Source organism: Paraburkholderia dipogonis (genome assembly GCF_046027395.1).
Taxonomy (GTDB): Bacteria; Pseudomonadota; Gammaproteobacteria; order Burkholderiales; family Burkholderiaceae; genus Paraburkholderia; species Paraburkholderia dipogonis_A.
Map to the genome: position 1 here is coordinate 24124 of NZ_JAQQEG010000034.1, position 13807 is coordinate 37930.

Here is a 13807-nt window from a genome sequence, read left to right on the forward strand (position 1 = left end):
CGTTGCATGGGACCAGAGTAAGCGCCAACGCGCCAACTCTGGTCGACACGGAGACATCCCAACCCACGAAAACGCAAACCACCATGACCCAGGCACACAATCCTGCTGCATTGCGCGGCGTGTTCCCCGTCGCGCCGACCATCTTCGACGACGCCGGCCGTCTCGACCTCGAAGGCCAGAAACGCTGCATCGACTTCATGATCGACGCGGGTTCGAACGGGCTGTGCATTCTGGCGAACTTCTCCGAACAGTTCGCCCTCTCCGACGACGAGCGCAATACGCTGATGCACGTCGTTCTCGAACACGTCGCGGGCCGCGTGCCGGTGATCGTCACGACCACGCATTTCAGTTCGTACCAGTGCGCCGAGCGCAGCCGCAGCGCGCAGGCCGCGGGCGCCGCGATGGTCATGGTCATGCCGCCGTATCACGGCGCGACGATCCGCATCGGCGAACGCGGCATCTACGAGTTCTACCGCACCGTGTCCGACGCGATCAGTATCCCGATCATGATTCAGGATGCGCCGGTCAGCGGCACGCCGTTGTCCGCGCCGTTTCTCGCCCGCATGGCGCGCGAGATCGACAACGTCTCGTACTTCAAGATCGAAGTGCCGCAGGCGGCGAACAAGCTGCGCGAGCTCATCGAATTGGGCGGCGATGCAATCGTCGGTCCGTGGGACGGCGAAGAGGCGATCACGCTGATGGCCGATCTGGATGCGGGCGCAACCGGTTCGATGACGGGTGGCGGCTACGCCGACGGCATCCGTCTGATCATCGACGCCTATGCGGCCGGCGACACCGAGGCAGCCGCCGCGCACTATCAGCAGTGGCTGCCGCTGATCAATTACGAGAATCGCCAGGGCGGCCTCGCATCGTGCAAGGCGCTGATGAAGGAAGGCGGCGTGATCCGTTCGGACGCGGTACGCCATCCGTTGCCGCAGATGCATACGGCCACGCGCGAAGGACTATTGAAGGTTGCGCGACGGCTCGATCCGTTGGTGCTGCGCTGGGGGCGTTAAGGCGTGTCGAAGAGCAACCAGGCGCAAACGGACCAGGCAAAGCCCGCACGAATATGCAAGCCCATTCCGGTCCGGGCGGTTGCCGACCAATCGGTAACCGCCCGGACCTCATCAGGAATGAGCCGTGCACCCCGTACTTCGTCATGCCGCCCGCGACGCGTTTTCCCTCCTGCATCGCGTGGCTCCGTTGCTGGCCTCCCGCTTTCATCAGGCTAGCGCAACGGCCCTACCCTCACTGCACACGCACCCCGTGTCCAGACTGCCCTGCAAGCGCCGCGCAGCGCGCCATATCGTCATGGCGCAAGCACACGCAACGCCGGGCCTTGCTGCCACTTACGCAAACCTCAGCTCATCGGATGCAGGCCGACGAAAAAAAACCGCATATAAGGCGGCGGAGAAATTGAGTAACATAGGCTCGCAAGCTCACCCTCACTCTTTCCATGACCGCCAATCCTCGAGAACTGACGCCGGAAACCCTCGCCGAGCTGCTCGAACGTGTCGCCAAACAGGACTCTGCGGCGTTGCGCGAGCTCTATGATCTTGCCGCCCCGAAACTGTTCGGCCTCGCGCTCCGTATATTGAGCAGGCACGAGTGGGCCGAAGAAGTTTTGCAGGACAGCTTCGTCAATATCTGGCGCTTTGCCGGCGACTATCGCCGCGCACTGTCCGCTCCGATGACGTGGATGTCGGCGATCGTCCGCAACCGTGCTCTTGATCACCTGCGACGAGTCAACACGCAGGAAACGGAATGGAGCGATGTGTTGGACGATCTCGTGGCGACCGGCGATCCGGATCCCGAAGCGCTGACCGCGGTCAGCCTGCAGGCGCGTCTGCTCGCCGGCTGCATGCAGCAACTGGAACCGGCGCAACGCCAGGCCGTCGCCCTCGCCTACCTGCGCGATCAAAGTCATAGCGAGATCGCCGATGTGCTGGCGGTGCCGCTCGGCACCATCAAGTCATGGATCCGGCGCGGCCTTGCCAAGCTGAAGACCTGTCTGGGAGGCGAGTGATGAATCTCAGTCGCTATCCTCAGCTCATCGATCTGCTGGCCGCCGAATATGTGCTCGGCACGCTGCGCGGCGGCGCACGGCGCCGCTTCGAACGCTACGCGGACCATGACACGACGATCCGCAAAGCCGTCGACGAATGGCAGCGGCGCATCTCGCCGATGGCCGAACTCGCCGAGCCGCGCATGCCGCCGGCCGCCGTATGGGACGCCATCGAACGGCGTCTCGGACTCGCGGCCACGCGTGAGGCGGCACGTCCTCGCACCGTGGTGGAAACACCCGCGCGACCATCGCGCAGCATCTTCGAGAACCTGGCGTTCTGGCGCGGCTGGGCACTCGGCGTCACGGGCCTCGCCGCGGTTGCCGTGGTGGTCGCCGTGCGTTCGCTGTTGCCGTCCACTACGCCGCCCGTCACCGCGCCGATCGTTGCTCAGCAACCCGAAACGGCGGTGTCGCATGTCGCCGTGCTGAACAATAAGGACGCGCACCCGGTCATGCTGGTCGCGTGGGATGAAGCGCATTCGACCATGACCGTGCATCCGCTCGGCAAGGTCGATCTGCCCGCGGGCCGGGCGATGGAACTGTGGGGCATTCCGGCGAGCGGCCATCCGGTCTCGCTCGGCATGCTGCCGGACAGCGCGAACGGCAAGGTCACGGCCGGCCAGCAGAAGCCGGAGAATTATGCGGCGCTGGCGGTGTCGATCGAAGCGCCGGGCGGCTCGCCGGATCACAACGCGCCAAGCGGTCCGGTGGTGTTCACCGGCAAGCTGCTGCCGGTGTCCTAGGCGTTTCATGATCAGCGGGAGAAGGCCGGCATTCGCTCGACGCGGGTGCCGGCCTTTTGTTCATACTCTCTTCGACGCGGGGAACGCGCGACGGCTGGACGCGAGCGCGCGATTGCCGCTACCCTAGCCGTATGCAAAGTTTTTACGAAGCCACTGTCACCCGTTCGTCCGCCTATGCGCCGCTGGCTGGCCGGCGTAGCGCCAATGTCTGCATCATCGGCGGCGGCCTGGCGGGCTTGTCCACGGCGTTGGGACTCGCCGAGCGGGGCGTCGCCGACGTCACCGTGCTCGAAGCCCGGCAAGTGGGTTTCGGCGCGTCCGGGCGCAACGGCGGGTTCGTGTTCGGCGGCTATAGCCTCGATTGCGCCGACCTGCTCAACACCCTCGGCGCCGCGCGCGCCCGCGAACTCTATACGCTGACCACCGACGCCGTCGATCTGATGAGAAAGCGCATCGCGCGATATCACATCGAGTGCGACGCGACCGACGCCGGCGTGATCCTCGCCAACTGGTTCGACGAACCGGCGCGGCTCGAGTCGCAGCGGCGCCTGATGCGCGATTCGTTCGGCGTCGAGTGGGAATCGGTGGCGGCGCAGCAGCTCGCTGCGCAACTGAAAACGCGCCGTTATCACGGCGGTCTGTTCGAGCGCAACGCGTTCCATTTCCATCCGTTGAAGTACGTTCTCGGCGTGGCTAACGCCGCGGCGCATGCGGGCGTGCAAATCCATGAGGATTCGCCGGTCGTGCGTCTTGAGCGCGACGGCGCCGGCTTCGTGGTGCACACGCAGCACGGCGCGCTCGAAGCGCAACACGTCGTCATGGCGGGCGGCGGCTACGCACGCCGCGTCTGCCCGTTGGTCGAACGCGCGGTGCTGCCGATCGCCACCTACGTGATGGCGACCGAACCGCTCGGCTCACGTCTGAAAGACGCAATCGACACGCGCGCCGCCGTCTACGACACCCGCTTCGCCTTCGACTACTACCGGCCGCTGCCCGACACGCGCATTCTGTGGGGCGGCCGCATCTCGGTGCGCGACCGCGCGCCCGAGGTGATCGCGCGCCTGTTGCGGCGCGATCTGCTGAAGGTCTATCCGCAGTTGCACGACGTGCGTATCGAGTACGCCTGGGGCGGCCTGATGAGCTACGCGCGGCACAAGATGCCGCAGATCGGCCGCAGCACGGATGGCGTCTGGTACGCGGTCGGCTTCGGCGGACACGGCATGGCGCCGACCACCGTGTCCGGCGAACTGCTGGCGGCGGCGATTGCCGGCGAGCGTCCGGTGCCCGAGGCATTTGCGTCGTTCGGTCTGACGCCCGCTTACGGCGCGCTCGGTCTGGCGGCCGCGCAACTGACCTACACCGCCATGCAGACACGCGACGCGCTCGCCGCGCGTCGGCGGCCTGCCGTTTGATGTCGACCAATACGTGGCCGCTTATGCCCGAGACCCGCTCCAGAGGCCAATTTCGCCATGCTAGAATGCGCCGTCACTGCCGCTCGAATACACAATGAAAAAGGGAAGCAAGGCTGCCGAGCCTGATACCAACGGCATCCCGTCCGACAGTCCGCGTACCGACGCCCGGCGCAAGTACGATCCCGAACAGACGAAGCGCAACATCCTCGAGGTCGCGACCCAGGAGTTCTCCGCGATGGGACTGACGGGCGCACGCGTCGACGCGATCGCGGAGCGCACGAACACCACCAAGCGCATGCTGTACTACTACTTCGGCAGCAAGGAAGGGTTGTACCAGGCGGTGCTGGAAAAGGTGTATGGAGACATTCGCGCGCTCGAACAGGATCTCCACGTCAGCGAACTCGATCCGATCGAGGGGATGCGCGCGCTCGTCGAGTTTACGTTTGACTATCACGACCGTCAGCGCGATTTCGTGCGGCTCGTGACGATCGAAAATATTCACGGCGCGAAGTACGTCGAGCAGGTCAAGACTTTCAAAGGCCGCAACGTCACCGTAATTCATACGATCGAGGATCTGCTCGCGCGCGGCATCGCGGCTGGGCAGTTCCGCAGCGACATCGATCCGATCGATCTGCATCTGCTGATCAGTTCGCTGTGCTTTCACCGTGTCGGCAATCGCCATACCTTCGGCACGGCGTTCGGCCGTGATCCGTCGCATCCGCGGTTGCGCGCGCGGCATCGCGCCATGATCGTCGATGCGGTGCTGCGGTTCGTGCGCAAGGACGATTGACGCCTGCAAGCCTCAAGTAAAAAACGGGACGTGGCCTGCGCCACGTCCCGTTTTTTTCGTCCGGCCTTTCGTCGCTCAATCCACCAGCACGATCCGCTTGATATCGCCGACGATGAAGATGTACGACAGCGCGCCGACCAGCGCAATCGCGCCGATGAACACCAGCGCGCCGACAAACGAGCCGGTTGCCGCGACGATGAAACCCACCACCAGCGGCGTCACGATGCCGGCCAGGTTCGCCGCGAAGTTGAAGATGCCGCCGGTCACGCCGAGCAGACCGTCCGGCGCGATGTCGGACACCAGCGTCCAGCCCAGCGCGGCCATGCCCTGCGCGAAAAAGGCCACCGACAGAATCGCGATCACCAGCACGTTGCTCTCGACATAGTTGGCGAGAATGATGGTCGACGCGAGCAGCAGGCCGGCAATGATCGGCAGCTTGCGCGCCACGTTCGGCGACTTGCCGCGGCGCAGCAGCCAGTCGGAAAAGAAGCCGCCGAACATCACGCCGATCGACGCGGCAATGAACGGCATGATCGCGAAGAAGCCAATCTTCAGCCAGGCCATATGGCGCTCGGTGGCGAGATACGTCGGGAACCAGGTGAGGAAGAACACCAGCGTCGAGTTGCCGGCGAACTGGCCCAGACAGATGCCCGTCAGTTGACGATGCTTGAGCAGGCGTCCGATGGTGCGCCATTCGAAGCCGCTCTTCGCCGATGCCGCCGATGCACCCGCAACACTCGCTGTATCGGCATCCTTCTTCCGATGTGTGAGACCGCCGCCGGCTTCGATATAGTCGAGCTCCCCCTGATTCGCCGACGGATGATCGCGCGGCTCACGATAAAACATCCACCAGATCACGCCGAACACGAGGCCCACGCCGCCCACTACATAGAACAGCGAACGCCAGCCGAACGCGCCCATCAGCATGAACAGGAACGGGCTGAAAAAAGCGAGGCCGATATATTCGCCGACCGTGTACGTGCCGGTCGCCATCGCGCGTTCGCTCTGCGGGAACCACGTGGCCACCACGCGGCTATTGGTCGGAAAGCACGGCGCTTCCGAGACGCCCAGGCCGAGGCGGAACGCGAACAGCGCGCCGATGCCGTGCACCAGCCCTTGCGCGAGCGTGCACAGCGACCAGAAGGTCATCGACATGAAATACGTGACCTTGCTGCCGAAGCGGTCGAGAAACAGTCCGCCCGGAATCTGCGCGGCCACATAGCTCCACGAAAATACGGAAAACAGCAGCCCCATCAACGCGGCGTTGATGCCGAGCTCCTTGGTCAACTGCGGCGCCGCGATGCCGAGCACCGTACGGTCGAGATAATTGATCATCGTCCCGACCGCGAGCAGCGCCAGAATCTGAAAGCGGGCTTTCGAGCGGCGCGCGGTGCTCACCGTGACGCCTTGCGGCGTGGCGGCGTCGACGGGAGTGGATTGAATCGGTTGCTGCATGGGGTGTGCGTCTCCTCGATCTGGTTGTTACCGGTTGGCGCGCTACCGGTTAGCGTTGCAACAACGACTGAAAATGGGTGTACACCCGCTCAGCGTCCGGTTCGAGACCGGTAAAGATGCGCATGGCGTCGACCGCCTGATACACAGCCATGCCGCCGCCGCTCAGCGTGCGGCAGCCGAGCGCTTCGGCCGCCTGCAAAAGCGCGGTGCGGATCGGGAAATAGACGATGTCCGCGACCCACAGATCGCGGTGCAGCAATTCGACCGGCAACGGCAAGCCGGGCAATTTCGCCATGCCGGTGGGCGTCGCGTGAATCAGGCCATTGGCGGCCGCGAGCGATTCGGCGAGCGAACTGCCGGCGCTGACAGTGGCGGCCGGGAAACGCTTCTGCAATTCCTCGGCGAGCGACGCGGCGCGCGTGGCGTCCACATCGAAGAGCGTAAGCGACTTCGCGCCCATGTTCAGCGCGGCGTGAGCGACCGCCGCGCCGGCGCCGCCCGCGCCGAGTTGCACGACGCGCTCCAGCGACACGTCCGGCAAGCCGCGCTGAAACGCACGCGCGAAACCGGACCAGTCCGTGTTGTGGCCGACGCGTTTGCCGTCCTTGAACAGCACCGTATTGACCGCGCCGAGTGCGCGCGCGTCGTCGGAGAGTTCGTCGAGCAGCGGAATCACGGCCTGCTTGCACGGGTACGTGATATTCAGACCGTTGAAGCCCATGCGTTCGGCGGCCATGAGCAGATCGGGCAGCGCCGCAACGTCGAGTTTCAGCGCTTCCAGATCGATACGCCGGTACACATAGTGCAGACCGAGCTTGCTGCCCTCTTCCTCATGCATCGCGGGCGTCAACGATCCGCCAATGCCCGAACCGATCAGGCCGACCAGATAGGAATGAGGCGTCGCCTGTGAGTTCGCTTGTACGTTCGCTTGTACGTTCATTTCGCCGCCCTATTCTTAAGAATGGTCGCCATCCGCTCCAAAGCCAGTACATAGCCTTGCGTGCCGCAACCGATGATGATCGCGTCCGCCACGGCCGACACGTACGAGTGATGCCGGAACGCCTCGCGGCGATGCACGTTTGAAATATGCACTTCGATGACCGGCTTTTCGATTGCCGTGAGCGCGTCGGCGATGGCCACCGACGTATGCGTGTAGGCCGCCGGATTGATCACGATGCCGTCGACCTTGGACCGCGCCGCGTGCAGCCAGTCGATCAGTTGGTGTTCAGCGTTCGACTGGCAGAAGTCGATCGCGAGATTCAGCCGCTCTCCCGCATCGCGGCAAAGCTTCGCGACGTCGTCGAGCGTTTCCGAGCCGTAGATGGTCGGCTCGCGCGTGCCGAGCAGATTGAGGTTCGGTCCATTGAGGACCAGTACTGACGCAAAACTCATGACAACCACTCCTGCTAAGTAGGCAACAAGCCAGCCACGGCAACCGCCGTGTTTTGCAACGTGAGCGAAGTGTGCGCGCATTGCGCGTCGCCGTCATTCGGGGTTTCTACGAATTTGTACCATCTAGTTAGTTTGTGTAAACTGTCGAGAACTTCGGTTAGAGTGGGTGATTGCGGCCTGCCTCTGCTGACACGTGTAACGAACTGGTCCATTTTCCGCATTGCAGCATGCCAGCCAGCGGGATCTGCGAGCGTCGCGCGCCCGGCCGTTGCGCGCCCTATTCAACAGCCGTTTGATTGTTTTTGCAGGAGCCGTCCATGCAACGTTCGATTGCCACCGTGTCGATCAGCGGAACCCTCGTCGAGAAGCTGACCGCGATCCAGGCGGCGGGCTTCGAAGGCGTCGAGATCTTCGAGAACGATTTGCTGTATTTCGACGGCTCGCCCGCCGACGTGCGGCGCATCGCCGAAGATCTCGGACTGAAAATCATGCTGTTTCAGCCGTTCCGCGATTTCGACGGTGTCAGCCCGGAGCGTCTCGAGCGCAATCTCGATCGCGCCAGGCGCAAGTTCGACGTGATGCATGAACTGGGCACGGACCGGATTCTGGTGTGCAGCAACGTTTCGCCCGACACCATCGGCGACGACTCGCTGATGATCGACCAGCTCGGCGCGCTGGCCCACGCGGCCGAGGCGGCCGGCGTGTTCGCGGGCTATGAAGCGCTTGCGTGGGGCAAGCACGTCAAGACCTACCGGCACGCGTGGAAGCTCGTCAACGCCGTCAATCATCCGAATCTCGGGCTCGTGCTCGACAGCTTTCACACCCTGTCGCTCAACGACACGGTGGACGCGATCGCCGACATCCCGGGCGAGCGCATCGCCTTCGTGCAGATCGCCGACGCGCCGAAACTCGCCATGGACGTGCTCGAATGGAGCCGCCACTACCGCTGCTTCCCTGGTCAGGGCGATTTCGATCTGGCCAATTTCACGGCGCAGGTCGTGAAAACCGGCTACAGCGGGCCGCTTTCACTGGAAATTTTCAACGACGGCTTTCGCGCCGCTCCGACCACCATCACGGCCGCGGACGGTCATCGCTCGCTGCTGTTCCTGGAGGAACAGACCCGCGCGCTGCTCGAAAGCACGCAGCAGCCGGTCGGCGACCTGTACCGCTCGCCTGCCGCGCCCGCGCACGTCGGCTATCAGTTTCTGGAGTTCGCGGTCGACCACAGTACGCGCGCGCAACTCGTGGACTGGCTCGGCAAACTGCGCTTTCGCGAGGCGGGCCGGCATCGTTCGAAGGAAGTCACGCTGTATCAGCATGGCGCGGCCTCGATCGTGCTGAACGCCGAGCCGGATTCGTTCGCCAACGCGTTCTTCCAGCAGCATGGCTTGTCGCTGTGCGCGTCGGCCTTTCGCGTGGACGACGCCAATCAGGCGTTCGAGCGCGCCGCCGGCTTCGGCTACGCGCCGTTTTCCGGGCAAATCGGCCCGAACGAGCGTGTGCTGCCCGCCGTGCAGGCGCCTGACAGCAGCCTGAATTATTTCGTCGACGAAACGCCGGATCAGCCCACCTTGTTCGAGGCGGATTTCGTCCTCACCGACATCAACGGCCCGACCGAGGTGGGGCCGCTCAGCCGTATCGATCATGTGTGCCTGTCGGTGCCGGCGAATTCGCTGGATACATGGGTGCTGTTTCTGCGCACTGCCTTGGGCTTCCAGGCCGAGCCCGGCGTGCTGGTGCCCGATCCGTACGGCCTCGTGCGCAGCCGCGCGCTGCGCAGCGGCGACGGCTCGGTGCGTATCGTGCTGAACGCCTCCGTGGACCACCACACGGCAGTGGCCGAGGCGTTGCACACCTATCACGGCTCAGGTCTGAACCACGTCGCCTTCAGCACCGGCGACATTTTCAGCGCGATCCCCGAGTTCGTCGCCGACGGCTTGCCGGTGCTGCGCATCCCGCGCAATTACTACGAGGATCTGGCGGCCCGCTACGCGTTGCCGGACGAGACGCTCGAGGCGCTGCGCGCCAATAACATCCTGTACGACCGCGACGAGCGCGGCGGCGAGTTTTTCCACGCTTACACGGAACAGCTCGACCAGCGGTTCTTCATGGAGATCGTCGAGCGGCGCGGCGGTTACGACGGCTATGGCGCGGCCAACGCGGCCGTGCGGCTCGCCGCGCAGGCACAGCGGCGCAAATAGGCTTTCAGCTGGTCAAGCGGGCAACTTCGGATCCGGCGATTCGGGCCAGGCGGGCACGGCGTGTGCGGCATCGGCGGGGGTAGCCGCGCCGCACCGATATAATGGCGCCTGATTCGCGGCAGATGCCGCGCGGCTGTGGCACGTGCGGGCGTCGCACGTAACGTCAGCCGAATGTAACGCCAGGAGAGATATGAAGAAGCTTGCCGTAGTCCTGTCAGTTCCCCTGCTCCTCAGCGCTTGCGCGTACTTCCAGAAGAATCCGGATGCCGGCGAGCCCGTCACGGACACCACCACGCAGCGCTCCGTCAACGACGTGGTCTCGTGCCTCACGCAATTGGCCACCAGTCACGACGCCGCGTTCAAATCCACGGCAATCCCGCAAGGCCAGATGCTCGACTTCGGCGATTCGAATATCGTCAAGGTGCGAAGCGACAACGGCGCCACGACTTACCGTTTCTATGCGGGCAAGCGCCACGTGAGCAATCTGTGGATCGAGTCGGCGGGCAAAACCTGCGCCCCGTGAGCGTCGGCGGGCGTAAGTGTGACAATCGGTAACATGGTCCGGTGCAATCATCGTGTCACGGTGTTACAGGACAATGCTGTCTTAAGAATCGTTTAAGACTTCGTCCGCATCATCCACCCGACACTACCCCGCAGAAGGTGCGAACCATGAACCAGCCCGATCACAACACGAACGACGCACCGGCGCCGGCCAAGCGGCCCACTATCCTGCGCCGCCTGCTGAGCCACCACGAACTGGCGACGCTGCTGCTGTTGCTGCACGCGCCGATCGACGCGTCCGCGAAACCCGAGATTCCGCAGCTTCACGAAGCCGGCCTGATCGAAACGATTTCCGGCGACGCGGGCGCTTCGCATATCCGTTTGACGCCTGAAGGCAATGCCGTGCTGCGTGGCCTCGGCGTGAAGTAACGCACACTGTCATATTCGAGTTCGAAGGCGCGCGCGTACCGGTCTCAAGCCCTTTTAATCTAGCCGGGCACCGGCCGGACCTTGTGACGAACGCCACGGCCGCATCCCACGGCTTACGCCTGCCACACGCCATACCCTGCTTCGCGTAGTCCAATCGCCAATTCCACTTCCATGTCCTGTGCGCCGCGGTAAGGCATGGGATTGAACACCTCATACAGTTCGGGCACGAGGCGCAAGCCGTAATCGCGCACATAGCGATTGGCCTGAATGCCGGCCTTATGCCGGTCGAAGCGCAGATCCGGGTCCAGTCCCGTCATTCCTACGTACACGCAAGGCTTGTCGAACCGGTAGTCCGGATTCGCGCGGCGAAAGCGCGCCTCGTTCCATACCTTGTCGTCCAGCGCGACGACGTAGACGTAGTAGTGATGCTTGCGACGAGCCATGTGTAGCGGTTCAGCTCCGCGAAGTACCGTGCAGCAGCATGCGGTATTCGGTCGGCGTCACGCCGACGGTCGCCTTGAACTGCCGCGTGAACGCACTGTGGTCGGTGTAACCGCACAGCGCGGCGACGTCGGTGACCTTGTCGTGCGAAACCAGCAGCGCCGTGGCGGCGTCCAGCCGGGTTTTCAGCAGCACCTGACGCGGCGTCAGATGAAACACTTTGTGAAAGTAGCGTTCCAATTGCGCGACGGACATATCCGCCATCGCCGCGAGCTGCTTCAGATTCAAAGGCTGAACGTAATTTTCCTGGATGGACTGCACGACCGCGGCGAGGCGGCTGTAGGCCGGATGGCTGCTTTCGTCCGCTTTCAGATCGCGGGAAATGCCGGCGAGACCGACCACCTTGCCAGCGGGATCGCGCAGCGGCTGCTTGCAGGTCAGACACCAGCCCGGCTGGCGGCCGGGATACAGATGCAGTTCCAGTTGATCGATCATCTGATTGCCGACGTTGATGATCGCCTTGTCCTGTGCCGTGTAGATGCGTCCGAAGCGGCGCGGGAACACGTCCTCGGCGGTCCGGCCGAGCAGCGCGGACTTTTCCTTGAAGCCGCAGCGCGAGGCGAGCGTGCGGTTGACCAGCGCGTAGCGCGCCTCGGCGTCCTTGACGAAGAACACGACGTCCGGCATCGCGTCGAACACCGGCTCGAGCAGCCTGAAGTGCGAGAGCATGCCGGACAGCGTTGCGTCGTCCGGTTCGAGCGGATGAGCCAGCGTGTGCATCGGGCGGGTTCCGTTGGTCCGTGCGTTGATGGGGGGCAGTCGGGCGAGCGTTCGGTTTTGCGGCGTTGGGTGCTTACGGTTGCGTTGTTGCCGGTTGACGCTTGCCGGTTGACGCTTGCCGGTTGTTGGTTGCCGCTTGCCGCTTGCCCGTTGCCGGTTGCCGCTTGCCGCCTGGCGACCGGCGCCCGGGGCTTGAGGCCTCGTGCCAGGTGCCAGGCACGTGCGGTCGATTATAGGGCCGCGCCGCCGCCGACAATATCCGCCGGCGTGTCGGCGAACGGTCATTCGAGCTGAGGCGGCTCCGCGACAGCCGCCATCAACGTGCCGATTTGCGCTGGACTGAAGGGCGGGCGCGGCGCTCCGGACTGCCAGCCGAAGTACAGGTTCGCCGCCGTGCCGCAAATTCGTCCCTGGCAGGCGCCCATGCCGCAGCGGGTGTGCAGCTTGGCCTCGCGCCAGTCGGCGAAGGCGCGCACCTCGCCAATGCTCACGTCCTCGCAGCGGCAGAGCAGCGTGGCATCGGCGGGTGGCGTGCGCGCGGCTTCCCGCAGGGCGAAGGCGATTTCGACGCGGCGGCCGAACCGGCGCCAGCGCGCGCGCTGGGCGTCGAGGGCGGCATGGTCCGCGGCGACGCCACCGCTTGCCAAGAGGCCGGCAATCTCGCCCTCCACGCCGGCCAGTTCCGCGCCTCCGACGCCGGTGCACTCGCCCGCCGCGAACACGCTCTCGACAGACGTATGTTGCTCGTCGTCGACGACGATCTCGCCCGCCTCACTGATCGCGCAACCGAGCGCCTGAGCCAGCGTGATGTTCGGCACGAGTCCATAGCCGCACGCGACGCGGTCGCAGTCGAGCACGACGCGCTTGGCTTCGCGGCCGCGCCGGATGGTGACACGCTCGACGCGGCCGTCGCCCTGCGCCTCTTCCACGATGCTGCCGGTCCAGTAATGCAGGCCCGCGAACCCGCGCGTCATGCTAACGGCTTGCCGCAACTTGGCGGGCGCGGCCAGCAGCGAGACGCCGAAACGCGCGACGTCGAACGCCGAAGCTTGCTCCACCACTGCCACCACCCGCGCGCCCGCTGCACGCGCAGTAGCGAGCGCCGCGATCAGCAAAGGCCCGCTGCCGGCAATCACGATCCGCTCGCCACGCGCCGGCATGCCGCCTTTGATGAGCGCCTGCAGCGCGCCCGCGCCGGTCACGCCGGGCAAGGTCCAGCCGGCGAACGGAAGAAGCCGTTCACGTGCGCCGGTCGCAAGAATCAGGCGCTCATAGGTGACACACGCGCCGCCGTGCTCCGCCGATTCGAGCAGCAAGCCGCGTGGACCCAGCGGCGCGATCACGCGAGTCGACGGCCAGTGCGTGACGGTGCTTTGCCCGCTGATCACGGTGAGGAGGTTGTGCAGCGGCGCCTGCGGCGCGTGGCCCGGACCTTGACGCCAGATCTGGCCGCCCGCGCGTGGATTGTCGTCGAAGAGCGCGACCGTAGCGCCCGCGCGCGCAGCGGCGTGTGCGGCGTTCAAACCCGCGGGACCGGCGCCGACGATGACAATATCGAAGTGCTGTCTCATCGCGTGCCCGCCGCTTCGCTAAACTCG

Annotated in this window: 14 protein-coding genes; 8 read left to right on the top strand and 6 right to left on the bottom strand. The window is 64.7% G+C overall.

The annotated features are described in order from the left end of the window. Positions 1–83 precede the first annotated feature (83 nt). From PQR32_RS29980 to PQR32_RS30000, 5 genes are all read left to right on the top strand, one after another. Positions 84–1016, top strand: coding sequence for a dihydrodipicolinate synthase family protein (locus PQR32_RS29980; RefSeq protein WP_408235604.1), 933 nt, complete (start codon positions 84–86; stop codon positions 1014–1016). Between the two features lie 440 nt (positions 1017–1456). Continuing rightward, the gene (locus PQR32_RS29985; RefSeq protein WP_408235607.1) at positions 1457–2026 is read left to right on the top strand and encodes an RNA polymerase sigma factor; all 570 of its coding nucleotides are present in this window, start codon (positions 1457–1459) and stop codon (positions 2024–2026) included. After that, positions 2026–2808, top strand: a complete 783-nt coding sequence (locus PQR32_RS29990) for an anti-sigma factor (protein ID WP_408235610.1) — start codon at positions 2026–2028, stop codon at positions 2806–2808. The genes PQR32_RS29985 and PQR32_RS29990 overlap by 1 nt, the downstream gene beginning before the upstream one ends. A gap of 131 nt (positions 2809–2939) precedes the next feature. Next, on the top strand, positions 2940–4220 hold the full coding sequence (locus PQR32_RS29995; RefSeq protein ID WP_408235613.1) for an NAD(P)/FAD-dependent oxidoreductase: 1281 nt from the start codon (positions 2940–2942) through the stop codon (positions 4218–4220). Between the two features lie 94 nt (positions 4221–4314). Further along, positions 4315–5010, top strand: a complete 696-nt coding sequence (locus PQR32_RS30000; protein WP_310818013.1) for a TetR/AcrR family transcriptional regulator — start codon at positions 4315–4317, stop codon at positions 5008–5010. A gap of 75 nt (positions 5011–5085) precedes the next feature. Here the strand turns inward: PQR32_RS30000 and PQR32_RS30005 are convergent, their stop codons facing one another. The 3 genes from PQR32_RS30005 to aroQ are packed head-to-tail and all read right to left on the bottom strand — an operon-like array spanning position 5086 to position 7857. After that, positions 5086–6465: an MFS transporter gene (locus PQR32_RS30005; protein ID WP_408235616.1), complete on the bottom strand. Its 1380-nt coding sequence runs from the start codon at positions 6463–6465 to the stop codon at positions 5086–5088. Positions 6466–6514: 49 nt separating this feature from the next. Then, positions 6515–7405 (bottom strand): shikimate dehydrogenase, encoded by an 891-nt coding sequence (locus tag PQR32_RS30010; protein ID WP_408235619.1) that lies wholly within the window; start codon positions 7403–7405, stop codon positions 6515–6517. Then, positions 7402–7857 carry a type II 3-dehydroquinate dehydratase gene (gene aroQ / locus PQR32_RS30015; protein WP_408235622.1) on the bottom strand — a complete coding sequence of 152 codons (456 nt, stop codon included), beginning with the start codon at positions 7855–7857 and terminating at the stop codon, positions 7402–7404. The genes PQR32_RS30010 and aroQ overlap by 4 nt, the downstream gene beginning before the upstream one ends. A 317-nt stretch (positions 7858–8174) precedes the next feature. Here aroQ and PQR32_RS30020 point away from each other — a divergent pair, with 317 nt between their 5' ends. From PQR32_RS30020 to PQR32_RS30030, 3 genes are all read left to right on the top strand, one after another. Continuing rightward, the gene (locus tag PQR32_RS30020) at positions 8175–10058 is read left to right on the top strand and encodes a bifunctional sugar phosphate isomerase/epimerase/4-hydroxyphenylpyruvate dioxygenase family protein (RefSeq protein ID WP_408235625.1); all 1884 of its coding nucleotides are present in this window, start codon (positions 8175–8177) and stop codon (positions 10056–10058) included. A 190-nt stretch (positions 10059–10248) separates the two neighbouring features. Beyond that, positions 10249–10581, top strand: coding sequence for a hypothetical protein (locus PQR32_RS30025; RefSeq protein WP_408235628.1), 333 nt, complete (start codon positions 10249–10251; stop codon positions 10579–10581). Between the two features lie 146 nt (positions 10582–10727). Beyond that, positions 10728–10988 (top strand): hypothetical protein, encoded by a 261-nt coding sequence (locus tag PQR32_RS30030; RefSeq protein WP_132377678.1) that lies wholly within the window; start codon positions 10728–10730, stop codon positions 10986–10988. Positions 10989–11101: 113 nt separating this feature from the next. On the opposite strand, the gene PQR32_RS30035 is transcribed toward PQR32_RS30030, so the two are convergent. From PQR32_RS30035 to PQR32_RS30045, 3 genes are all read right to left on the bottom strand, one after another. After that, positions 11102–11431: a hypothetical protein gene (locus PQR32_RS30035; RefSeq protein WP_007177862.1), complete on the bottom strand. Its 330-nt coding sequence runs from the start codon at positions 11429–11431 to the stop codon at positions 11102–11104. A gap of 10 nt (positions 11432–11441) precedes the next feature. Beyond that, positions 11442–12209: an AraC family transcriptional regulator gene (locus PQR32_RS30040; RefSeq protein ID WP_408235631.1), complete on the bottom strand. Its 768-nt coding sequence runs from the start codon at positions 12207–12209 to the stop codon at positions 11442–11444. Between the two features lie 281 nt (positions 12210–12490). Beyond that, positions 12491–13780, bottom strand: a complete 1290-nt coding sequence (locus PQR32_RS30045; RefSeq protein WP_408235634.1) for an FAD-dependent oxidoreductase — start codon at positions 13778–13780, stop codon at positions 12491–12493. Positions 13781–13807 lie beyond the last annotated feature (27 nt).